Origin of the sequence: Ohtaekwangia koreensis (assembly GCF_900167975.1) — a bacterium.
GTDB classification, from domain to species: Bacteria; Bacteroidota; Bacteroidia; order Cytophagales; family Cyclobacteriaceae; genus Ohtaekwangia; species Ohtaekwangia koreensis.
This window is the reverse complement of record NZ_FUZU01000002.1, coordinates 855,793-879,825: the sequence shown is the minus strand read 5'-3', so window position 1 is coordinate 879,825 and position 24,033 is coordinate 855,793. Positions and strand designations below refer to the sequence as shown.

Genomic DNA, 24,033 nt, shown 5'->3' with positions numbered 1-24,033 from the left:
TGTGCGAACACGAGCAGCGTAAATGCGAGCAGCAAACAAACTATACCTATAACTCGTGTGAAGCTCCGGTTTCGTTGCAACCATTTACTCACTACACTTTGCGACAACACTGCTTTTTGTGAAGTGTTATACAGGGCATAGAATCCGAACAAAAGAACTACGATTGCTATCAATAACAAATACATGTATATATAGATTCGAGGCTATAACATTAAAACGTATAGGCCATGCTGATCACAATATTGCGTGGCTTCTGCGGATTTACTGACCAATAGCCGATGTAATATTCTTCATCCAGCGCGTTGTTTACATTCACAGCAAAGCGAAACCTTTCAGGATTGTAAAATACGCTGGCATTGAGCACAGTATAGCTTGGCAGATCGAATACACCTGTAATGCTATTGTCTATAACTCTGTATTTGCTCGCGTAGTTTCCGCCCAAACCAAACCCTATATCTTGCAGGTTGCCGCTGCTGAATTTATAGGTAGCCCATACGTTGACTTGGTCCTGGGGACCCTGACCTCCCGGTGCACGTCCAGCTTCGCTATAAAAATCATTAGCAAAACCTTCCTTGTTCTTAGTCTCATTATGGCTATAGCCGGCTATCAAACTAAATCCGCTAAAAAGATTAGCCGTTACTTCCAGTTCGTAACCTTTGCTTTCAACTTTACCGCTTTGTATATAGTTATAGAAATTGTTTACATCGCCAATCACTTTATTTTTTATCTGTATATCATAATACGATACCATTGCAAATAATCTATCCTTGAGCACGTTGGTTTTTACACCTACCTCCCACTGATTGGCTTGTTCCGGATCAAAAGTTTTTAACCGTTGGTTGTTGCCGTCTTCATCTGCAACCTGCATGGGTGCTACATTGTTAAACGCATTCTGATAATTTGCAAACACTGATACTTTTTCAAGCACAGGTTGATATACTATACCAAACTTTGGTGAGAGTGCGAATTGATCAAAGTCGTCTGCATCGGAATCAAAGTAATCAGCACGAACACCTGCCAGTATAGTGATCGCTGGCGTAATCGTCATGACATTGGATATATAGGCGCCATACGTATTATTCGTTAGCTTACTGTTGTTCACAGGTGTCGCTGCCAGTAAATTGTCAATGGAGGCTCTGGATAGATATACCGGGGCAAGTTCTTCACCCGTATCCGGACTTATAAAGTTTTCGCCACCTTGCGGAGTAACATTTCGGATAAAGACATATCCCAATCCATTGTTCACTGCTTCCTGTGTAAAGTAGTCGAGCCCTATGAGCAGTCGGTTGCGCACACTGCCAAGTTTAAAATCACCATTGAAGTTTTGCTGTATATCGGTTGTTGTCCGTGATTCTTTCACATACGTGAAATATTGACCGAAGTCGTTGTCGCCTTCAGCATCTGCCCATATATAGCTATAGTATCCGTTCGAGTTTGCCGAGCCACGTGAGATAACCGTTTGCGAGCTCCACTGATCAGACAGTTTATATACCATCTGTGCCTGCAAATTTGCTCTTGGGTTTTTAATAGTAAGATCGTTACTGGTAAAGGATAGCTTCGTATCAAGGTTCAACTCACCAATGGTTTTGAATGTAAGCGGTTCTGCACGATTTGAATGAAAGAAAACAGGAGCCACGGCACGCTCTTCTTCAAGTATTTCGGTTACGATCAAAATCTTTAACCGGTCATTTACTTCATAGGCAAGTGTAGGTGCCAGGAAGAACGATTTCTTGAAGCCTGCATCCTGAAAACTTCCTTCGGTGTGGTAGGCGGTATTGATACGTATAGCAACTTTGTTTTGCTGGCTTAGCGGAGCATTGATATCAGCCGTGATGCGATTCAGTCCGAAGCTTCCGATGTTATAGCCTATCTCACCACCACTTGTGAAGTATGGTTTCTTGGTAATGGTATTGATAACACCGCCATAGCTGGTATACGCTGTAGCATTGGCTCCGAACAATGTAGCAGACGGGCCTTTCATCACCTGAATCTCTTCAACATTAGCAGGATCCAGATTACCATTGGTTATACCGGGCAAACCATTTACAAGTGCAGGTTGTCCCTCCAGTCCCCGTAAAGCAAAATACGATGCACCATCACCATCTCTTCCGGTAGATTCCCACGTACGAAATACACCGGGTATATTTCGAAATGCATCATCATAACTAGTAATTGCCTGTTGCTTCAGTATTTCAGAAGATACACTGTTATATACCTGCGGGTTTTCCATCTTGCGCAGCGGCATCTTGGCTACATAATTATCTTCTTTATTCAGAGTTGCTCTGCCGGAGATTATTACTTCCTCCAACTGTTTGGTGTTTTCCTTCAGAATAAAATCAACGGTAACTGTTTCGCCAGGTTTGACTTCTACAGGTTGTTGTGTGTTTTCAAGTCCGATGAAAGAAGCAACCAATATATAGTTGCCGGGGGCAACATTCCGGATCTCGAATTTTCCATTCTTATCCGCTATATCTCCTTTCGAAGTTCCTTCAATGGCGATGTTTACAAATTCTGCCGGATTGCCATCCGATGTTTTTACAACACCGCGTATGGATCCTGACTGGCCGCATACCATCAACGGGCTCAGAAATAATAAAAACAAAAACAGGTAAAGAGGTTTCATATTGTAGTTGTTGTGTTTGCGTGTAGGGGCCGGTGAGGAAAAGGAACTCTGCTACCAACCAGAACATGAAGAGGTATGCAGAGCCCTTTATTTCTATCCCATTCGATAGTGACAATATCAATTTGGCGGGTGAGCCTCCTTGTCAATTCAGTATTCGATTTTTAACCCGACAAGGAGCCTCCCCATAGTTCGTTACACTGAATCACTCCATCATTCAGAAGTAACGTTCAAATATGGCATGGCAGCGGGAAAACTTTGATAGCGTATTTGGAGTATTTCGGGATAGAACTGAAAAATACCCTCTATAGGCGATTCGTCCATAACCCCTTTAAGGTATATATGGTGCCCTATATGTTACGCAATGATGAGGGAAGCAAGCTAAAGTTGGCGCAGCAACACCTATTAAGTCCAACGGTGTGGCTACCGGACAGCGTCGAGAAAAGATTGAAGAATGATGGTAGCGCTAATTTTATCAACGTTGCCTTTTACCTGGCGGTCCTTCTTTTTCATACCACCATCGATCATGGCACGCATGGCCATACTGCTGGTAAAGCGTTCATCGGCTAGGTGAACTGGTTTATCGGGAAAAGTTTTCTTTAACTCTTCGACAAACTTTCGAACGAGTGGAGCAATTTCAGAATCTTCGTTCTTCAACGTTTTAGGCATGCCAACAACGAACTCATCCACCGTTTCTTTTTGAAGATATACTTTTAGGAAATTTAACAAGTCATTACTGGGCACTGTCTCAAGCGGTGTAGCTATAATTCTCAGGGTATCGGTTACAGCAATGCCTGTTCGTTTTGTACCATAATCTATCGCCAGGATTCTTCCCATATAAATTCAATTACTATATATACCGTGGAGATTAATTGAACTTCACTTTATCCTGAAAAGCTTTCTTTACTTTAGCTTCCAGCGCCATTGCCTTGGGAAAGAGAATTTCATTTTCAATGCGTGCGTGCGTAATGAGGCTCTTCTCGAATGCCTTCAATTCGTTGTACAAAACTTTAATATGCAACGGGGTTTCTGACGTGATCAGATAGTCTCTTGTAATCCTGCGTATACCCTCCATCTCGTCATCATGCGTGTCGTGATCGACTGCAAATTTCTGAACCGAATTTTTCTCTAAGAGATAGTATAGCTTGGTAGGAGAAAATTTTCCTTTGACTGATCGCTCCAGCGTTTGAATGAACCGGAAGAATGTATCTTCTTCTTCATATATATGCTGGATAAAATCTTCCACAAAAAGCGGGAATACTAATTTCAAATCGCGCTCTACTGCGCTATAGTCTTCGTGATTCGCCTTGAAGCTTTCAATGAGCCGCGCGATATAGGGAAGCTTGTGTTTTACAAACAGGAAATGTGAATGCTTTAGGTATTCGATTATCAGATCGATCGGGTACGACACGAGTGGTAAATCTGCTTCCCGTAAATGTGTTGGTGATTCCAGTTCACGCACAACCTGTTCAACTCTCAAGCCACGTTGTTTACAAACCTGATCGAGTGTTAACTCGGAGTATTCGTAAAAGCGGATGCCGAAATAAAACAGCACGTAAGCATGCACGTAGTTGTTATCTACGAGCTCTGAAATACGTGTGTCTTTAAGCGCCAGCTTACTCATGGTTCTGGTAAAGATAAGCTAAAAAATTTCCATAGTCAGCTATCGAACCCGTAAGAAAAATCGGGCCGGCAGACTCCGAATAAAACCATCAAATCCATGAAAAGTTTTCGCCCGTGTGACCGTTATCGTATGGGAACAGGCCGCTGGCCTGTCCTTTGCAACTTTTTGTGCCGTGGATTATGTTTTTCCGGCTGTGGACTTTACACGCCAACATTTATCTTCGGACTTCGTTAATAGATTATTTATTATTGCCGTATGAGGAATTCCAAATATCAGATTAGTTTACCCATTGTACTTTGCCTTGGACTTGCTGCAGGGGTTTTTGTGGGATCGAGTTTCAGCAGCCGAAAAAGTACAGCCGATGTAGGCTCCGATGTGCAAAAATTAAGGGAAGTGCTCACACAGATTCACGATGAATATGTAGATACCGTGAACACAGCAAACCTGGTAGATGAAGCGATCCAGGAAATGCTTCATAAACTTGATCCTCATTCTTCCTATATACCTTCACAGGAACGTATCGCTGCCAATGAAGATCTCCGTGGAAATTTTGATGGCATCGGTGTTGAATTCAATATTTTTCAGGACACCGTTGTAGTTGTTACGCCCTTGAGTGGCGGACCTTCCGAAGCATTGGGCATTCAATCAGGCGATAAAATTGTGAAGGTTGATGACAAGAGTCTGGCCGGTACAGGGGTTACTTCAGCCGATGTAATGAAGGCGTTAAAAGGACCGAAAGGCACAGAGGTGAAGGTTACGATTCTGCGAAGAGGACAAGAGCTGGAGTATAAAATTGTTCGCGATAAAATTCCGCAATACTCCGTTGATGTTTCCTATATGGTTGATCACGAGATAGGGTATATTAAAGTGAATCGTTTCGCAGCTACTACATATGATGAATTTCATCAATCGCTTAGTAAGCTGAAAGAACAAGGGATGAAAAAACTTATCCTCGATCTGCAGGGAAATCCCGGAGGCTATATGAATATCGCCATTGATATGGCTGATGATTTCTTGAAGACGGGTAAGAAGATCGTTTTTACAAAAGGCAAAGACAAGAAAAATAATTCTGAAGCTTTTTCCACTGAGCGTGGTGCCTTTGAAGAAGGAGATCTGATCGTGTTGGTGAATGAAGGAAGTGCCTCTGCTTCTGAAATTGTATCGGGTGCCTTACAAGATAATGACCGTGCACTGATTGTTGGCCGCAGAAGCTTTGGTAAAGGACTTGTTCAATCTCCGTTTGACTTGAGTGACGGCTCAGAATTAAGGCTTACCGTAAGCCGTTATTATACTCCGAGTGGACGTTCGATTCAAAAGCCGTATCAGGACAATGATGAGTATGCTTTGGATATTGTAAGCCGCTATAACCACGGTGAATTTTTCCATGCGGATAGCATCAAGTTTAACGACTCACTAAAGTATATTACTCCAAATGGAAGAACGGTATACGGTGGCGGTGGCATTATGCCTGATTACTTTGTGCCGCTTGATACTTCTCTGAATAGTCATTACCTGAACGAGCTATATACTTCAACGTCTATTCAGGAATTTACTTTTGGCTATGCAGAAGATCACAAAGAAGCTTTAGAGAAAAAAGGCTATGAAGATTACCTTCGGAATTTTACAGTGACTGATGCCATGATCAATGAACTTGTTAAAGTAGGTGAACGAAATAAAGTAAAACCTGATTACAAGGAGTTGAAGAAAAAGAAGACGTTATTCCAGGTTCATGTTAAAGCACAGATCGCTCGTAAACTATGGGGTAATAACGGGTTCTACCCGGTTTTCAATGAGACAAACGAAGTCTTCAAACAGGCTGTAAAAATGTTCGATCGAATTCCGGAGCTTGATCGCAGGAAGCTTTAATTGATATTCCGAGTACCGTACTGGAATACGGCCTTGTAAAAAAATTGTAAAATGTTAAACGTGTTGGAGAATGAAACTCATTCCACTTTACGTTTAACATTTCCTTTTTTAAGCGATATTTATAGCAGCGTGATGCGTGCTCTTTGTTCTATATAGTATACTCCATCACTCAACACCAGCTTATGAAAATAGGATTAATCCGCGAGGGGAAAATTCCTACCGACAAACGTGTTCCTTTTACGCCACTACAGGTTGAAGAGATTCAACTTCGTTTTCCGCATATAAAAATGGTTTGCCAGGAGAGTGACATTCGTTGTTTCAATGATGATGAATATAAGGCACGTGGTATTGAAGTAAAAAAGGATGTCAGCGAATGCGAGATTCTAATGGGCATTAAGGAAGTGCCTATAGATCTTCTGCAAGAAGGAAAGACATATTTCTTCTTTTCCCACACGATTAAAAAACAAGCATACAATCAAAAGCTTCTGCAAGCTATATTAAAAAAGAAAATACGACTGATTGACTACGAAGCACTAACCGACAGACAAGGCAATCGTCTCGTAGCATTTGGTCGCTATGCAGGAATTGTCGGTGCCTATAATGGTTTGTGGGCATACGGTAAACGCTTTAAAACATTTTCACTGAGAAGAGCATATGAATGTTTTGATGTTAATGATTTAAAACTCGAACTCCGGAAGGTTAAGCTATCGCCACTTAAAATTATACTGACGGGCGCAGGTCGTGTAGGCAAAGGCTCCATGGAGACGTTGGACAGTGCGGGTATACGCAAAGTAAATCCACATGATTTTTTAACGCGTCAATTTCAAGAGCCAGTATATGTCCAATTGAGTAGCGCTGATTACCATGCCCGAAAAGAAGGCGGCACTTTTAACCGCGAAGAGTTTCATAAATATCCGGAGCGCTATAATTCATGCTTTACAGATTTCACTAAAGTCGCAGATATACTCATGGCCGGAGCGTATTGGAATCCAAAGGCTCCTGTGCTTTTCACCCGAGAGGATATGCTTTCACCTGAATTCCGCATTAAGGTAATTGCAGATATAACCTGCGATATAGAAGGATCTATACCGAGCACAAAAAAATCGACTACGATTGCTGATCCACTATATGATTACGATGCAAAGAATGACCGAGTACATCCTGCGTTCTCTGATGACAATTTTATAACGATGATGGCCGTTGATAATCTTCCTTGCGAATTGCCGCGAAGTGCTTCTGAAGAATTTGGCCAAGATCTTATCAACAAAGTATTGCCTGTGCTAAATGATATAGACCTCGATGATATTATTAAGCGTGCTACTATTGCAGAAGATGGTCGTCTAACAAAAAACTTTGAGTATTTATCTGACTATGCAAGTGGAAAATAGTCAGCGGGTATATAAAACGCTTTCTATAAAATTACCATAGAATTTCTGTTGCTCTTTTACCTGTAGTCCTTCTGCATGCAAATGTTCTTTCCAAAGAGGAAGTGAGGTTGCTTCAATTTTACTTACAACATGAAAGAATATATACATAGTGGCGAGTAAAAATCGTTGCCATAATTTTCTTTCATTTACAAAATCAGTCGCGATCCAAAAGCCATCATCCTTCATAACGTTCTTCAACTGCTTTACAACGGCTGTTAATTTATCTTCTGGAAACAGGTCGAGGAAAAAATTTGTAATGACTACATCATATCGTTCATGACCTGGTATTTCTGTTTGCTGAAGAAACTCAATGCGTGAAAAATCTCCTGGCTGTATCTTTTGTTTTGATTGTTCAATCATTTTTTGAGACGCTTCTACATATACTACAGAGCAAGTACGATTTATAGCAAATAGCTCTTTCACTATCCAACCGGTACCTCCTCCCATAATGAGTACACGTGACATTGCCGGTATCCTTTTTAGAAAGTATATCTGTGAATCAACCATGCTCTTTCCATACACAACATGAGAAAGAAAATCATACACCGGGGCGATTCGATCAAAGCTCATATCGATAGTAAAAGATAAGCCAGCGGAATCATAAAAACGAAATCTCCCAGGATGCGAAAGCGATCATGTATAGCAAAATAACGATGAAATATAAACGTGATCAGTAAAATAACATTCATGTCGAGAATTATACTTCCTGCCAATGAAAAATCGATAACAGCAAGTGTCGCGCCTGCTATAAAAAGTATACTAATAAAAACACGACTTGTTTTTTCTCCCAACACGGTTACAAAAGATATATTTCCATCGCGCAAATCTCTCTCGTAATCAAACCACGAAAAGAGTATAAGATTAATCAATGCTGTTACAGAAAATTGAGCGATGATTATCCATGGCCATTCACGCCATGATTGCTGCGTAACCGTTACCGAAGGAAGCAAGACACCGATTGTATATACTATCGCTATGAAAAACTCCTTCATAAATTTCAAATAGCGATTGATCAAGAAATATATACCAACGGTTAACGCAACAAATAAACCTGCTACAAAAACCTGGTGCCTGATGAAAAGAATTATGATGCCGTTGATAATCGTTGCCAGTAATACTACAGCACATAAAACCTTAAAGTTATCCTGATGAAATCTATGTCGTGCCGTTGCCGCAGGAGCCTTTATTTTCTTGGCATCTAGTAAATGATCTACAGTATAAATGATCCATACCGAAAGACCAAGTGCAATAACACCATAAGGAAGTATACGCACGTTCAGCAAGTGTGCAAAGAAAAGTGCCGAACACACAGCTCCTGCAGCAACATCAATGCTTAAAAGATTTACGAGCCGGTATAGCCGTATCAGTTGCTGCATGCACTTAGAATAAAAATCCTTAAAATAAAAAAAGTCCCCTGATTGCTCAGAGGACTTCAATGTTACGAAGAATATTTTTTAAGAGGACTTCAATGCTTCAGCACCACCTACGATCTCAAGGATTTCTTTTGTGATCGCAGCCTGACGTGTTCTGTTATAAGTCAGGCGAAGCTGTTTCAATAATTCACCAGCGTTATCTGTTGCTTTATCCATGGCTGTCATACGAGCACCATTTTCTGCAGCATTCGAATCCAGCAGGGCTTTAAAGAATTGTACTTTCAGTGACTTTGGAATTAAACCCGTAATGATTTCTTCCTGATCAGGCTGATAGATATAATCTACCTGGTTTGCATTACTGTCTGCAGTTGTTTCTGGAGCAAGAATCGGCAATACTTGTTCTGTACGCAGAATTTGTGTTGCCACATTTTTGAACTCGTTATATACCAACTCAACTTTATCGAATTTGCCTTCTTTAAAAGAAGCGATCACGTGCTCTACAGCATTCGATGCATTTTCAAAAGTCAGTTTAGCGTATAGTGTAGTATAATCTGTAATGATCGGGAATTTACGCTTGCTGAAAAATTCAGTCGCCTTTCTTCCTACCGGGAGAATAGTAACGTTTCCTTTCGCATACTGAGCCGTATATTTCTCTTCGATCAATCGAAGCACACCTTTCATTACGTTCGTATTGAAAGATCCGCATAGACCACGATCAGAGCTCACAGCGATGATCAATATTTTTTTCTCTTCACGAACAACACTATACCAGTTGTCGCCATCCATGTTGCTTTGCGCTGCTGACAGATTTTTCAGGAGAGAAGAAAGTTTCTGTGCGAATGGACGGATCTGGGTAATGCGATCTTGTGATCTGCGCAGTTTTGCTGCCGCCACCATTTTCATGGCTTTGGTGATCTGCTGCGTAGACATTACGGAGGTTATCCGGTTCTTTACTTCTTTTAAGCTAGGCATACTTTATATGTGCGTATGTGTTGAGGTGTCGATGTATAGCATCGACACCTTTTTACTTAGGCTGAGTATTTATTCGCCAGGTCTATAGCTACCTTCTTGATGGTATCTACATCTGCATCTTCAAATTTACCGGCACGCAGATTGTCAAGAACATTGCGATAGTTAGCACGTAACAATTCAATGAAGTCTCTTTCGAATTGCTTCACTTTTGTTACCAGTACCTTATCCATGAAACCACGTGTTGAAGCCGTGATGATCGCTACTTGTTCCTCAACAGGAACCGGAGCATATTGATCTTGTTTCAAGATTTCTGTATTTCTTCTACCGCGTTCAATCGTAAGTTTTGTAGCGGCATCAAGATCAGAACCGAATTTAGAGAAAGCTTCAAGTTCGCGGAACTGAGCTTGGTCAAGCTTCAGCGTACCAGCAACTTTCTTCATTGACTTGATCTGAGCAGAACCACCCACACGTGATACAGATATACCCACGTTGATCGCTGGACGTATACCTGAGTTGAATAGGTTTGTTTCCAGGAATATCTGACCATCTGTGATCGAGATCACGTTTGTAGGTATATATGCCGATACGTCACCAGCTTGTGTTTCAATGATTGGAAGTGCTGTTAATGAACCACCACCTTTTACAAGATGCTTGATAGAATCAGGAAGGTCGTTCATGTTCTTCGCGATTGCATCGTTATTGATAACTTTTGCAGCCCGCTCTAACAGACGAGAGTGAAGATAGAATACATCTCCAGGATATGCTTCACGTCCAGGAGGTCTTCTTAACAACAATGAAACTTCGCGGTAAGCAACAGCTTGCTTAGACAAATCGTCATAAACAACCAGAGCCGGACGGCCGGTGTCACGGAAGAATTCACCAATCGCTGCACCTGTGAAGGGAGCGAAGAATTGCATAGGAGCTGGATCAGAGGCTGACGCTGATACGATAACAGTATAGGGAAGAGCACCGGCTTTCTCAAGCGCTGCTGCAACACTTGCTACAGTAGAAGCTTTCTGTCCGATGGCTACATATATACAATATACAGGTTCACCCTTTTCGTAAAATTCTTTTTGATTAACGATCGCATCCAACGCCACAGCTGTTTTACCAGTCTGACGGTCACCGATGATCAACTCACGCTGACCACGACCAATTGGAATCATTGCATCGATCGCTTTGATACCCGTTTGCAACGGCTCGTTTACTGGCTGACGGAAAATTACTCCGGGAGCCTTACGTTCCAGTGGCATTTCGTACAGATCACCTTTCAATGGACCTTTGCCATCAACCGGTGCACCAAGCGTATCAACAACACGGCCCAGCATACCATCTCCTACTTTTACAGAGGCGATTTTACCAGTACGTTTTACAGTATCGCCTTCGCGTATACCTTGTGATTCACCAAGTAATACAGCACCAACGTTGTCCTCTTCCAGGTTCAACACTAATGCTTTGAGTCCTGTTTCGAACTCGATCAATTCACCGGCCTGTGCCTGAGTAAGTCCGTAGATACGAGCCACACCGTCACCAACGGTAAGCACAGTTCCTACTTCTTCCAATTGAGCATCTGTACGGGACTGAGAAAGTTGTTCGCGTAAAATCGCTGATACTTCTTCGGGTCTGATCTCTGCCATGATATCGTTAGTCGTTAATTCGTTAGTAAGTTTATTATTCTACGAGGTATAGTATAGTTCTGTGATTAAAATTCCTTTACGTAAGGATTCTCACTGAATTTCACCTTCAATGCTTTCAGTTTATTCTTGATGGAGGTATCGATCTGCTTGTCGCCAATTTGTAACACGAAGCCTCCGATCATTTCCTTATCAATCTTTTCCAAAAGCTCTACATCTTTTTTATCACTCAGGTTTCTTACAATCTGTTCGAACTCTGCCTTCAGCTTAGCATCCAACGGTACGGCTGTAGTAATAGTCGCCTTGCGAACGCCTTTGTATTCGTTGTAGGCATTGTGAAATTCCTTTGCTATAGATGGTAAAAGAGGCTCACGATTTTTCTTCGTTATCATATCGAAAATCGCCAGCGTGAGTGGATGTACTTTGCCTTTGAAAAGCTTTTCAAGTATATCTCGCTTCTTATCGTGTCTGATAATCGGGTTCTTCAAAAGAAGTGCAAACTCGCGGCTGGTTTCTACAGTCTTGTCAAACAATTGCATATCAGCATGAACCTGATCCAATACATTTTGCTCCACGGCCAAGCCCAGGAGGGATTTTACATATCGGTATGCTGCCCTTGAATCTGCCATGACCTAGTTAGCTTTTATTTCTTTAACGTAGCTTTCAACTAATTCTTTTTGCGCCTTATCGTCCGAGAGGTTTTTCTTCATCAGCTTTTCAGCAACCTCCAATGAGAACATGGCTACCTGAATTCTAACTTCTTTCAGGGCTGCTTGCTTCTCTATATTGATAGCAGCACGTGCTTCTTCAATAATTTTATCTGCAGATTTTTTAGCTTCAAGCTGCGCATCTTCTTTTAAACGGTTAGACGCTTCACGAGCCTGGCGAAGGATTACATCACGCTCTTCACGCGCTTCCTTCAAAAGCTTTTCATTGTCTGACTTAAGTTGCGCCATTTCAAGACGTGCTTTCTCTGCCGTTGACAATGCTTCCTGAATAGATGTTTCACGTTCTTTCAGTGAGCTTATGATAGGTTTCCATGCGAGTTTGCTTAAGAGGAAAAATAGACCTACAAAAACAATTAACTGCCAAATGATAAGTCCCGTGCCGGGGGTTAGAAGTTCCATATCTTTATTTAAAGTCTGATGTAGTTACAATAAAAAAGAAAACCTGTCCGGCCAAGTGCCTAAGACAGGTTTTCAAAGCTTTTTAGCCTTTGAACGAAATCAACAAGCAAATTACAAGCGCGAAAAGAGCAGCCACCTCGATAAGAGCGGCAATGATCAACATCGCACCTTGAATCTTGCCAGAAGCTTCAGGTTGACGTGCCATACCTTCCATCGCAGAACCACCGATTTTACCGATACCAATTCCAGCGCCAATTGCTGCCAGACCTGCACCGATACCAGCGCCCATGATTGCATAGCTGATGTCCAATAAAAGTGCTAATAACATAGTATATATATTTAAGTGTGAAACAAACCCTGCCGATATATACCGGAAGGGATATCTTTATTATTAATGATGATCGTGATCTGCTATAGCCATGCCGATGTACAACGATGTAAACAGCGTGAATACATAAGCCTGAATACCGGCAACCAGCAATTCAATCAAACTGATAAACAAAACAATAATGGAAGATCCAAAACCCACCCAGATACTTCCGAAGATAAAGGCCAGGGAAATCAAACTCAATAAAACAATGTGACCTGCAGTGATCGCCACAAAAAGACGTATTGTTAATGAAATCGGTTTAGTGAAAATACCGATAATCTCTACCGGAAGAATTACAAGTCTCAACGGCAATGGCACCCCTGGAGTCCAGAATATATGTGACCAGTATGCTTTGTTACCATTCACATTTGTAATGATAAATGTTAACAGAGCCAATGAAAGTGTAACTGCTATATTACCGGTTAAGTTACCAGCACCTGGCAGAAGGCCTATCAAATTTCCAAAGAGTATAAAGAAGAATAACGTAAGCAGATACGGGAAGAACTTTTCATAGTGATGACCAATGTTTGGCTTCACAACTTCATCGCGTACAAATAGAATAATCGGTTCAAAGAAAGATTGAATGCCACTAGGAGCCTTGCCTTTATTTTTCTTGTATCCTTTTGCTACTGCCAGAAACACTATAACCAAAAGTGCTGCATTGATAAAAAGCATAGCAACATTTTTAGTGATCGAAAGATCAAAAACGGCTTTGTTGGAATCGGCCAGATAAATATGATTATGCTCTAGCTTATAGCCGTTATACTCTACTACGTTGTGATGTTCTCCGTAGAAATTACGGGAAGAAAAAACATCGAGTCCCTTTTCCGAAGAGTATACAATTACAGGAAGGTATATAGTACCGTAATGACCATCGAATAAGTGCCAGATGTGATCATCCATTACGTGATGCAGGATCACTTCGCTGGCATTAAATTCCTTTTTGTCAGTCGACTCATGATCGTTGAACTCAGGCATGGGTTCTTCCTGTGCTTTCGCACCGGAAAAAAGTAAAACAAACAGCAGGCTGAGGATCGAAATTCGTCTTAAAATGCTGGAGGAAACGCTCATTTTGGCTTATTTCGGAGGCTTTTTAAATCCGACCGCAAAGGTATTAATTATAGCTCCACAAAAAAATGTTTTCCGAAATATTTGGCTGCTGAAAAAGCAGTTACTGGCGCATGATTTTGCGGTAAAGAAACCCTATCTCCAAGGCCGTAAAAATGAAGTAAACGAGCATAAAAAAAACCACGTTCGCGGCTGCACCTGCCTTGTCTTCCAGAATTACAACAAGATTATAAGCTCCATAGGCGAGAAGCTTTACTGTCATGGTGAGAAGGTATAGCTGAACAAAGAATCCGGGCTTGTCAATTTTATAGAGATAGCGGTAGATCATCCCCGTACTGAACACCAGAAAAATAAGAGTTTGATAAAAAAAGGAGGGTCGGGTCTCAATCAGTAAAAAAGAAAAACCGACAATAAGACAGGCACACAGTAAAAGCGTAATCAGAAACCGGATCAATGTTGTTGCTCTTTTTCGTCTGTTGATTTTTTTAAGAAGTCTCGCTTTACAACTGCCAACGCTTCACCTAGAGCAAGATCGTGGTCATCGCTATCTGCTTGTAACAAATCTACTTCAGTCTCCACACCCCGATCAATCAGATTCATAATTGCCTGCAGTAAAGCCGGGTCATCGATCATCTCGATTCTTCTTACCAGCAACGATTTTACTTCTTTAATATTCATCAAAGGCAGCTTCTGAAAAATGTTACGGTTCCTTATTTATAGATCTATAAACCTGATACATCATTCCACCAAAAGCTAAAAAGCCGAACAACAGCATGAAGGCAGGAAACTTCAATTGCAGATATTGATCGAGTTCATATCCTAGCCAACCAAGTATACCCATGGCTGCCAGCAACTGGAGGGCCAGACTGCTATACTTAAGATAAGTATTATATGGTTTTAACTTCGGATTGGGGGATGGATCTGTTGAGCCCATTTTCTGCTCCTATTTTAATGTCCTTTACGAGTGCACCCATTTTGCATGAGCCATTGAAAATTGCACCGGGTTCGACCACCATTTTACCGGTTATAATATCTCCATTAATAACAGCTGTGGCTTTGAGTACAAGCAGTTCTGAAATTTCAATCTTGCCTTTTACTTCACCTTCTATATCAGCGTTTTGCGCAATGATATTTCCCTGTACATGCGATTGATGTCCGAGAGCAACTTTTGATTTAGATTTAATATTGCCTGTTACTTTTCCTTCAATGCGAATGTTGCCGTATGTTTCGATATTACCTTCCAGGTAAGTGCCTTTACCGATGGTGTTGCTTGAGTTGCTGATCTCATCGGCTGCGCGTTTTTGTTCTTTCGAAGTTAGCATGACGTTCTGGTTTAAAAAGTTACAAATTCTTCGGGATTTAGTGAATTTCCATTGTACCACAATTCAAAGTGCAAATGCGGTCCATTTGTGAGTTCACCACTATTGCCAACTATGGAGACAATCTCTCCACCATTTACAAAAGTACCAACTTTTTTCATCAGTTGGGCATTGTGCTTGTAAGAGGAGATGAGGTTGCCTCGATGCTGTATCATAATAACATATCCGGAATCCTGTGTCCAGGATGAAAAGATCACAGTGCCATCCGCTATACATTTTACTGGTTCGTTTGCTTTCGCTACGATGTCAACACCCATGTGTCCTTTCGTTACATCATACGGATCAGAGACAAATCCGGAGAGCGGAGAATAAAAAAATGTTTCCTGAAGATCTCTATACTTTACATTGGTGAGTGTTATTAAGGAGAGATCGGACTTCTCGAATTCTTTTCGAAACGATGAGTCGGAAGCAGTAGCGTTGAGGTTGGCTGGCTTGGAAAGTGTTTGACCTTCGCCCTTCAGTGCTTCTGCAGGATCTTTAAAGTTGCTGGTGTCACCACTGAGTACACGTTGAAAGTTAGCGATGAACTGTTCCTTCTGTTCAATTTCTATAGCAAGAGAATCAACCTTGTTACCAAGATCCAGCAGTTGTTGATTCAACACCATTTGTTCGTGCTTGGGATCAAACCACTTGGCTAATATTGTTTTTGAGAGAAAGAGACTCATCACAAATAAGCCTGTAAACAAAATCACCGAAAAAAGAATAACTTTCGAATAGGTAAAGCCCAGACTGGTTTTCTCGGCGAAGTTTTCTTCGTTCCTGATAATCAGTTGATACCGGGTAGTAAGCCAATTCGATAATGTTTTCTTTGGTTTCATTCAGTAAGATGAAATTGATTTTCGCTTTTTTGCATAAAATTAGATATTCCAATCCATTAAAATATGGAATGTCAGTTTTTTGCGTTTTACCATCACAAATTGCAGTTGATTGAATATCCTGATCCGATACTTCCTTATTTTTTTTATGCTTGTTCTCTTGAATGGCTGTTCTTCCGAAAGGAACACCTGGACAAGCAAAGCTTATCATAATACAACTGCGCATTACAACGGATATTTTTATGCGCGTGAAGAAATTGAGAAAATAGATAAAACCGTCTGGTCCAATCTCAAAGATGACTATAACAGAATCTTAAGGCTTTATCCTGCCTTGGACTCTGCCCTGGCGAAGAGTTACGATAAAGAAATTCAGGAAGCTATAAAGATGGCTTCAATTGCTATACAACGACATCCGAACAGTAAGTGGGTTGACGACAATTATATACTTGTAGGCAGAGCTCGATTATATAGCATGGACTGGGGAAATGCTATAGAGACTTTTAAATATGTTAACAATCCGAAGCTTACAAAAGATAAGGATGCACGTCATACTGCATTGATCCACCTTATCCGCACGTTTGTAGAACATAAAGAATTTAACAACGCACAGGCTGCCATCGACTATGTTCAAAAAGAAGAACTGAATAAACAGAACCAGAAGTTTTTTTTATTGCAGAAAGCATACTTTCATCAGGAACAAGGTGATTATGATAATATGGTGAGGAGCTTAACACAGGCTGTCCCCATGTTGAAGAAACGAGATAAACCCGGAAGAATTTATTTTATAATCGGTCAGGTGTATCAGAAGTTAGGCTTTGAAGCCGAGGCCTATAATTACTATAAAAAATGTCTTGCAACGAATCCGGAGTATGAAGTTGATTTCTATGCCCGTTTATACCTTGCCCAGGTAACAGAAATTTCCAGAAGCCGCAACGTAGCGGCTGCACGCAAATCGTTCAAGAAGTTATTAAAAGATAGCAAGAACAAAGACTTCAAGGATAAGATCTACTATGAGATGGGAATTTTTGAATTGAAGCAAAAGAATCTCAGTGAAGCCATCACAGATCTGAATCGTTCTGTTCGTGAAGGGAATAATAAACGTATTGATGGCGAAGCTTACTTGCGCCTGGGGGAAATATACTATGACACGCTTCGCAAGTATGAATTGTCGCAAGCCTATTACGATAGTGCCATTCGTGCGCTGCCAACAGATTACGAGGGCTATGCAAGAATAAAAGCGCGCCAGGAAATTCTAAACGAATTTGTAAAACACCTGAATACAATTAAGTGGCAGGATAGTTTGCTCGCCATGGCTTCACTTGATTCAACACAACTCCGTACGCGTATTGATTCTGCTTTCCAGGCAAAGAAAGCTGCAGAAGAAAAACGAATGGGTAAGAAAAAGAAACGATCCAACCGTATCGATATAGAATCAAATACCAACAACAATATATTTGCAAGTGCCAATGATGAAGAAGGAACTTCAACAGAGGAAGAAAGCGTGGATTGGTATTTCGGAAATCCATCCGCAATGTCGATTGGACAAACAGAATTCAAGCGTATTTGGGGAGATATACCTTTGGAAGATAACTGGCGAAGATCCTTGCGATCGGCATCCACAGCAGTGAGTAATCGAAATCAAACTTTGCTACCCGATGAACAAAATCCAAATCAGGCAGCACAAGTACAGGCACCACCTGCCGATCCGGTGGCAGCAGAATATGATCGTGTAAACAAACAGATTCCAAGAACGGACGAGCAAAAGAAGGAAGCGTTAGCTAAAATTGAAGATGCCTATTTTAATCTGGGTGATATATATTATTTCAAACTTCAGGAAAACAATAATGCGGTGTCTTCCTATACTACGTTGCTAAAACGTTTCCCGGAGTCAGAGCATGAACCCGAAGTTTTATACAAGCTATATCTCATCTTTAAAGACTCCGACCCTGGAAAAGCAGAAGGATATGCTACTAAATTAAAAGAGAAATTTCCTGATTCAAGTTTTGCCAAAATTCTTGTAAACCCTAACTACCTGCAGGAATCCAGTCTGGCTGTAGAAAAACAAAAAGCACTTTATAAAACAGCCTACGAACATTTTGAGAATAAAGAATATAGGGCTGCGAAAGCTGTGATCAGTCAGGCACAGGAACTGGGGGAAACATCATTCGTTCCCAATCTTGCCATGCTAAGTGTTTTAATCATCGGTAAAACAGAAGACATCAATCAATATCAATTTGCATTGGACGAATTCAGTAAAACATATCCTGAAAGTAGTTTAGCTGAGTATGCTAAAAAATTGCTGAAGTCATCCAAGGACTTTCAGCTCTCGCAAGAAAAACGTCAAGGTATTCAATATATCCGCTCATTCGAAGAGTCCCATTATTTTGTAATGGTTTACAAAAAAGATGAAAGGATGTTTGCATCTGCAGCGCTTGAAAAATTCAATGAAAATCACTTCAAAGATCTTCGCCTGAAAACAAGCAATCTTGTGCTGAATGATGATTATACATTAACGTTGGTTGATGGACTCCCTCGGGTAAGTTCGGCTATCGAATACTTCCAGACATTCAACGATAAGCTTGCTACTCTTACTGAACTGCGGAACCATAAATTCTATACCTTTGTAATCACGAAAGACAATTTCGATATTTTTTACCGTACAAAAGGTCTTGATGAGTACATCCAATTCTTCGAAAAAAACTATCCTGCAGAAAATCAATAAGGCTCTGTTAATTCAAAAGCCGTGGTTTAGAAAAGTTGTTAAAACAATCTGGATCCTTTTCCTCTGCGCTATACTGGGGTTCCCTATTTATGTCTGGTCTGTAAGCAATGATCTATTCGGTCTCTTTGGAGGAATGCCAAGCCTGAAAGCTATTGAGAATCCAGAGAACGATTTATCCTCTGAACTGATCTCTGCCGATGGCGTTTCTCTCGGAAGATATTTTCGTTTCAACAGAAGTCAGGTAACGTATGACCAGCTTTCACCTTTACTTGTTAAAACACTTGTCCTTTCTGAAGACCACCGATTCTATGAACACTCAGGACTCGACTTCTGGGCATACCCACGCGTAATCTGGGGAGTATTGACTTTCAACAGCCAAGGTGGTGGCAGTACAATAACACAACAGCTTGCCAAGAATCTATATACTCTTGAATTGGATGGCCCTATAGCGCGACTTGGAAAATTGCCACGAAGGATCATCCAAAAAACAAAAGAGTGGGCAATCTCTCATCAACTTGAGAAGAACTATACAAAGGAAGAGATCATCACGATGTATCTCAACACGATTGAGTTCAGTAGCAATGCCTATGGTATAAAGGTTGCCTGCGAAACTTATTTCAACAAGCAACCAGATAGTCTTAATATACAGGAAGCAGCGGTTATCGTTGGCATGTGCCAGAATCCATCACTTTATAATCCGCAGCGCTTTCCGCAAAATGCATTGAACAAAAGGAATCAAGTGATGTATAAATTATACGATCACGGTTTCATCAGTCGCAGAGCATACGATTCATTGAAAGTATTACCAATTGAATTAAAATTTGCTGTTCAAAATCAAAACCAGGGTATCGCTACCTACTTCCGAAATGTTTTGAGAAATGAACTTCTCGGATGGTGCAAGGAACACGGTTATGACTTGTGGGAATCCGGGCTGAAGATATATACTACGGTGGATAGCAAGATGCAACGCTATGCTGAAGAAGCTATGGCAGAGCACATGTCTACTTTGCAAAAACAATTTGACAGAGAGTGGAAACAACGGAATCGTAATCCATGGGTAGATGACAATACAGGTGGTGAGATTAAAAATTTCCTTCAAAGAAAAATCAAGCGCACAGGCACCTACAAGAGTTTGGTAGATCGTTATGGAGCAGATTCCGATTCTGTGGAGATTATGCTCAACGTGAAAAAACCGATGACAGTATTTTCTTGGAAAGGCGAACGTGATACACTGTTCAGTTCGATGGATTCACTCAATTACTATAACCGTTTTCTTCAAACCGGTGCGATGGCAATGGATCCAAAGACAGGGGCAATCAAAGCCTGGGTAGGTGGTATAAATCATAAGTACTTTAAGTACGATCACGTGCGCCAGGGAACTCGTCAACCAGGTTCAACTTTCAAACCATTTGTATATGGAACTGCAATTGAAGCCGGGTACTCACCATGTTTAAAGCTTCTTGATATATCTCCAACGATCAAAGTATCGGGAGGTACATGGAGACCAAAAAATTCTGAAGGAGACTATGGAACAGGTGAAGAGATGACGATACGTCAGGCGATGGCGCGCTCAATCAATTCAATAACAGCACAAATGATCGACCGTGTTAAACCAGAAAATGTAGTTGACTTTGCGAAGCGTCTTGGTATAACCAGTCCGCTCGAAGCAGTTCCATCATTATGCCTTGGAACCAGTGACGTTTCACTATATGAAATGGTTGCAGCATACTGCAGCTTCGTGAATCTGGGTATATATATAGAGCCCTATTACATTACCCGCATTGAGGACAAAAACGGAAATGTAATTGCCAACTTTGTTCCTAAGACTCGTCAGGCGATGGATGAACGCACTGCCTATAAGATGATATATATGCTTGAGGGTGGTGTAACCGATGAACTTGGTACTTCACGAGGATTGAGTTACGACCTTAAAGTAAACAACGAAATTGGTGGAAAGACAGGAACTACGAATAAAGCATCGGATGGTTGGTTCATGGGGATTACACACAATCTGGTTACAGGTGTTTGGGTTGGTGGTGATGAAAGAAGTATACATTTCCCTTCCTGGAATTTTGGACAAGGCTCGAAGTCAGCGCGTCCTATCTGGGATAAATTTATGACGAAGGTGTATCGCGATAAAAATATAGGATACGGTAAAGGATATTTCAGACGCCCGGCTACAGGACTTGATATGACGTTAGACTGCAGCCAGCACATCAGGCTATCATCCGACTCAACAGTTGAGGTAACGGATGAACCAGCTTGGGACAGACCACGTTATTAATATTGCATGGATCAAATTAAAGAAACGGTAAGCAGGCTGCCAGAATCACCTGGTGTTTACCGTTTCTACAATACAGAAGACGAACTAATTTATGTTGGCAAAGCCAAAAGCATAAAGAAGAGAGTTAGCAGTTATTTTTCGAAGAGTACAGGCGTTAATCGCAAAACACTCAAACTCGTCTCTGAAATCAGGCGAATCGATTATACTGTCGCCAACACAGAATTCGATGCTCTTCTTCTGGAGAACAACTTCATTAAACAAAACCAGCCGAAGTATAACATCTTGTTAAAAGATGACAAGACGTTCCCCTATATCTGTATTTTAAAAGAGCGGTTCCCCAGAATTATATATACACGTAAATATATCTCCGAGCAAGGTGAGTACTTTGGTCCCTACTCCAGTGTTGTGGCCATGAAAAATGTACTTGACCTGATACGGAAGTTATATACGATCAGAACATGTAGTCTGTTACTGAGTGAGCAAAATGTAGAGCAAAAAAAATTCAAGGTCTGCCTGGAATATCATATTGGAAACTGTAAAGGTCCTTGTGAAGGACAACAATCTGAACAACTATACCATGACGAAATTGATCAGGCTCGAAACATTCTAAAGGGAAATCTCAGTATAGTTTATCAATACTTCACAGATCAGATGAAACGTGCCGCTGCGAACATGGAGTTTGAGCGTGCCCAATTCTTTAAAGAAAAACTTGATACACTTGAACGCTTCCAAATCAAGTCACTGGTTGTCAACCGTGATTTAACAGATATAGATGTATTTACGATTACAAGTATAGAAGCTTATGCATATGTTAACTATATGCAAATCAAAGAAGGCTCTATTGTCTTTTCAAAGACTATTGAACTTAAAAAGAAACTAGATGAGCCTGATGATGAATTGCTAAGTATAGCAGCCGTAGAGCTACGCGAACAAACACGCAGCTCCAACCAAACCATTCTCAGTAATATACCCATCATCGTTTTAGAAGAGAGTGTTGAAAATGTAATACCTAAAATTGGAGATAAGAAAAAGCTGATTGCGCTATCTCTTAAAAATGCACTAGAGCTAAAAAAGGAAAGAGAGATCCTTCGCGAGGGGAAAAAATCGAAACAAAAAGAAGTTCTCATTACACTTCAAAATGATATGAAGCTTCCTGCTCTTCCCACCGTTATCGAATGTTTCGATAACTCGAATATTCAGGGAACAATACCAGTCGCTTCAATGGTAAGATTTGTAGAAGCAAAGCCCGACAAAAAAGGATACCGGCATTTCAACATAAAAACTGTAGAGGGGCCAAATGACTTTGCCTCCATGAAAGAGATAGTTGGCCGAAGGTATAAACGCATTCTTGAAGAAGGAGAAAAACTCCCTGATCTAATCCTGGTAGACGGTGGTAAAGGACAATTAAGCAGTGCTTGTGAAGCGCTTAAAGAATTAGGTATATATGGACAAGTGCCAATAGCGGGTATCGCAAAAAAGCTTGAGGAGATATACTACCCTGAAGATCCATTGCCACTTCATATCAGCAAGAAGTCACAAGGTCTATTATTGCTTCAATATATACGGGACGAAGCACACCGTTTTGCTATTACGTTCCACAGACAAAAGCGCAGTAAAAAACAGCTGACATCAGAACTAGAAGGTTTGGAAGGCATCGGAAAAAAAACAGCAGAGAAACTATTGTTGCATTTCAAGTCCGTGAAAAAAATCAAAGAAGCTCCAATCGAAGAGATAGCCAAAATCGCTGGCCAGAAAAAGGCAGAGATGATTAAGGGTTAAAAAAAGAAAAAGGAGGCTCTCACCTCCTTTTTCAAATATCAAAAGCAAAAATTAAAACTCCCAAAGATTATGCTCTTTCTCCATGAGCATCATGTCTGTCCACTCGCGTGCCCAAACACCTTCACGATAAGGTCTTCCATTCGCACGATATGTATCGTCGATAGTCTCATCATCAGGATTTTGAACCTTATAGATAGAACCATGGAACAATCTCAACAAGAGTGCATCTGCAAAGTTTTTATTCTGAGCAGTATTCTGCCAGTTAAACCAAACGGCTTTTGGAATGTTATTTCTGAAAAGCTTTTCAAGATCTTTATACTTGAACCAACCTAATGAAACATCTATACCTGTGTTAGTTTTAGCTCCCGGTATAATTATTTCCATTCCTTGGATATCGTAATAAAGTCTTGATCTTCTTCTATCGAAGATAATATCCTCCACCATGTGAACGCTACTCATATCAGATACCTGATATTCTATACCACTACCTTGTGATGTAGAAGCCCAATCCTCATCTGAATTTTCAGTACCAGGAGTCACTCCTTTATTATCACGAAGAGCTCTGTAATTTTTACCGCTATAGGTAACAATGTCATCCGTATAAAAATCACGGCCTGGCTCCCATGCATCATAAGCTTGTGCCTGCTCAGCAACGAGTCGTCCAAGGAAATCTTCTTTAGAGATTTTTGTAGTCAGCGAATCGGAAGCATATATATCAGTTAGTTCTCCTGACTTTATAGCTTCTGAAATAAGCCTGCTGATTTCTCCATTTTTTGCGAAGAAGCCTTTGTTCTGCTTTTCCTTCAGATCAATATTCCTCCATACGCGCACTTTGTAGTGCTGCTCATACAAGGGAATAGGGTTTAGAGAATTCGGATTATACTGGACTTCCAGATCCTGAACCTCTTGTGCTTTCGTCACAAAGCAGACTGCTGAAAGCGCTGCAAAAAATATTATCTTCTTCATAACAATT

The 24,033-nt window shown here is 40.9% G+C and carries 22 protein-coding genes; 5 read left to right on the top strand and 17 right to left on the bottom strand.

Annotated features, from left to right (window positions below; translation table 11 throughout):
* Positions 1 to 211: 211 nt before the first annotated feature.
* From B5Y40_RS16750 to B5Y40_RS16740, 3 genes are all read right to left on the bottom strand, one after another.
* Positions 212 to 2,623, bottom strand: a complete 2,412-nt coding sequence (locus B5Y40_RS16750) for a TonB-dependent receptor (protein WP_079687931.1) — start codon at positions 2,621 to 2,623, stop codon at positions 212 to 214.
* 420 nt (positions 2,624 to 3,043) lie between these two features.
* Complete coding sequence (gene ruvX / locus B5Y40_RS16745) at positions 3,044 to 3,457, bottom strand: Holliday junction resolvase RuvX (protein ID WP_079687930.1); 414 nt, start codon at positions 3,455 to 3,457, stop codon at positions 3,044 to 3,046.
* Between the two features lie 31 nt (positions 3,458 to 3,488).
* Entirely contained in the window at positions 3,489 to 4,244 is a 756-nt protein-coding gene (locus B5Y40_RS16740; RefSeq protein ID WP_079687929.1) for an iron-sulfur cluster repair di-iron protein, read from the bottom strand.
* 255 nt (positions 4,245 to 4,499) lie between these two features.
* On the opposite strand from B5Y40_RS16740, the gene B5Y40_RS16735 reads away from it, so the two are divergent.
* Positions 4,500 to 6,110 carry a S41 family peptidase gene (locus tag B5Y40_RS16735; protein ID WP_079687928.1) on the top strand — a complete coding sequence of 537 codons (1,611 nt, stop codon included), beginning with the start codon at positions 4,500 to 4,502 and terminating at the stop codon, positions 6,108 to 6,110.
* 182 nt (positions 6,111 to 6,292) lie between these two features.
* Positions 6,293 to 7,498 (top strand): NAD(P)-dependent oxidoreductase, encoded by a 1,206-nt coding sequence (locus B5Y40_RS16730; RefSeq protein WP_079687927.1) that lies wholly within the window; start codon positions 6,293 to 6,295, stop codon positions 7,496 to 7,498.
* Here B5Y40_RS16730 and B5Y40_RS16725 read toward each other — a convergent pair whose 3' ends face one another.
* The 13 genes from B5Y40_RS16725 to B5Y40_RS16665 all read right to left on the bottom strand — a co-directional run bounded on the left by B5Y40_RS16725 (position 7,499) and on the right by B5Y40_RS16665 (position 16,278).
* Positions 7,499 to 8,107, bottom strand: coding sequence for a class I SAM-dependent methyltransferase (locus B5Y40_RS16725; RefSeq protein ID WP_079687926.1), 609 nt, complete (start codon positions 8,105 to 8,107; stop codon positions 7,499 to 7,501). It abuts the gene before it with no gap.
* Positions 8,104 to 8,913 carry a UbiA family prenyltransferase gene (locus tag B5Y40_RS16720; protein ID WP_079687925.1) on the bottom strand — a complete coding sequence of 270 codons (810 nt, stop codon included), beginning with the start codon at positions 8,911 to 8,913 and terminating at the stop codon, positions 8,104 to 8,106. The genes B5Y40_RS16725 and B5Y40_RS16720 overlap by 4 nt, the downstream gene beginning before the upstream one ends.
* Positions 8,914 to 8,991: 78 nt before the next feature.
* Positions 8,992 to 9,882 (bottom strand): ATP synthase F1 subunit gamma, encoded by an 891-nt coding sequence (atpG, locus tag B5Y40_RS16715; protein ID WP_079687924.1) that lies wholly within the window; start codon positions 9,880 to 9,882, stop codon positions 8,992 to 8,994.
* Positions 9,883 to 9,938: 56 nt separating this feature from the next.
* On the bottom strand, positions 9,939 to 11,519 hold the full coding sequence (gene atpA, locus B5Y40_RS16710) for a F0F1 ATP synthase subunit alpha (protein ID WP_079687923.1): 1,581 nt from the start codon (positions 11,517 to 11,519) through the stop codon (positions 9,939 to 9,941).
* Between the two features lie 65 nt (positions 11,520 to 11,584).
* Positions 11,585 to 12,145 carry an ATP synthase F1 subunit delta gene (gene atpH / locus B5Y40_RS16705; RefSeq protein WP_079687922.1) on the bottom strand — a complete coding sequence of 187 codons (561 nt, stop codon included), beginning with the start codon at positions 12,143 to 12,145 and terminating at the stop codon, positions 11,585 to 11,587.
* 3 nt (positions 12,146 to 12,148) lie between these two features.
* Positions 12,149 to 12,643 carry a F0F1 ATP synthase subunit B gene (atpF, locus tag B5Y40_RS16700; RefSeq protein WP_079687921.1) on the bottom strand — a complete coding sequence of 165 codons (495 nt, stop codon included), beginning with the start codon at positions 12,641 to 12,643 and terminating at the stop codon, positions 12,149 to 12,151.
* Positions 12,644 to 12,725: 82 nt separating this feature from the next.
* On the bottom strand, positions 12,726 to 12,971 hold the full coding sequence (atpE, locus tag B5Y40_RS16695; RefSeq protein ID WP_079687920.1) for an ATP synthase F0 subunit C: 246 nt from the start codon (positions 12,969 to 12,971) through the stop codon (positions 12,726 to 12,728).
* 63 nt (positions 12,972 to 13,034) lie between these two features.
* Positions 13,035 to 14,084, bottom strand: coding sequence for a F0F1 ATP synthase subunit A (atpB, locus tag B5Y40_RS16690; RefSeq protein WP_185145736.1), 1,050 nt, complete (start codon positions 14,082 to 14,084; stop codon positions 13,035 to 13,037).
* 100 nt (positions 14,085 to 14,184) lie between these two features.
* Positions 14,185 to 14,409 carry a hypothetical protein gene (locus B5Y40_RS16685; RefSeq protein WP_079687919.1) on the bottom strand — a complete coding sequence of 75 codons (225 nt, stop codon included), beginning with the start codon at positions 14,407 to 14,409 and terminating at the stop codon, positions 14,185 to 14,187.
* Between the two features lie 122 nt (positions 14,410 to 14,531).
* Positions 14,532 to 14,759 carry a hypothetical protein gene (locus B5Y40_RS16680; RefSeq protein WP_079687918.1) on the bottom strand — a complete coding sequence of 76 codons (228 nt, stop codon included), beginning with the start codon at positions 14,757 to 14,759 and terminating at the stop codon, positions 14,532 to 14,534.
* Positions 14,760 to 14,781: 22 nt separating this feature from the next.
* Positions 14,782 to 15,015 (bottom strand): AtpZ/AtpI family protein, encoded by a 234-nt coding sequence (locus B5Y40_RS30025; RefSeq protein ID WP_079687917.1) that lies wholly within the window; start codon positions 15,013 to 15,015, stop codon positions 14,782 to 14,784.
* Positions 14,969 to 15,403 carry a bactofilin family protein gene (locus B5Y40_RS16670; RefSeq protein WP_079687916.1) on the bottom strand — a complete coding sequence of 145 codons (435 nt, stop codon included), beginning with the start codon at positions 15,401 to 15,403 and terminating at the stop codon, positions 14,969 to 14,971. Before B5Y40_RS16670 ends, B5Y40_RS30025 begins: the two co-directional genes overlap by 47 nt.
* 11 nt (positions 15,404 to 15,414) lie before the next feature.
* A complete protein-coding gene (locus B5Y40_RS16665; RefSeq protein WP_079687915.1) occupies positions 15,415 to 16,278 on the bottom strand; it encodes a M23 family metallopeptidase in 864 nt (287 codons plus the stop codon).
* Positions 16,279 to 16,423: 145 nt separating this feature from the next.
* On the opposite strand from B5Y40_RS16665, the gene porW reads away from it, so the two are divergent.
* From porW to uvrC, 3 genes are read left to right on the top strand one after another with little or no spacing between them, the layout of a single operon-like run.
* Positions 16,424 to 18,997, top strand: a complete 2,574-nt coding sequence (porW, locus tag B5Y40_RS16660) for a type IX secretion system periplasmic lipoprotein PorW/SprE (protein WP_079687914.1) — start codon at positions 16,424 to 16,426, stop codon at positions 18,995 to 18,997.
* Complete coding sequence (locus tag B5Y40_RS16655; RefSeq protein ID WP_079687913.1) at positions 18,948 to 21,281, top strand: transglycosylase domain-containing protein; 2,334 nt, start codon at positions 18,948 to 18,950, stop codon at positions 21,279 to 21,281. The genes porW and B5Y40_RS16655 overlap by 50 nt, the downstream gene beginning before the upstream one ends.
* Positions 21,282 to 21,287: 6 nt before the next feature.
* The gene (uvrC, locus tag B5Y40_RS16650) at positions 21,288 to 23,060 is read left to right on the top strand and encodes an excinuclease ABC subunit UvrC (protein WP_079687912.1); all 1,773 of its coding nucleotides are present in this window, start codon (positions 21,288 to 21,290) and stop codon (positions 23,058 to 23,060) included.
* A 51-nt stretch (positions 23,061 to 23,111) separates the two neighbouring features.
* Here uvrC and porN read toward each other — a convergent pair whose 3' ends face one another.
* Positions 23,112 to 24,026 (bottom strand): type IX secretion system ring subunit PorN/GldN, encoded by a 915-nt coding sequence (gene porN, locus B5Y40_RS16645; RefSeq protein WP_079687911.1) that lies wholly within the window; start codon positions 24,024 to 24,026, stop codon positions 23,112 to 23,114.
* Positions 24,027 to 24,033 lie beyond the last annotated feature (7 nt).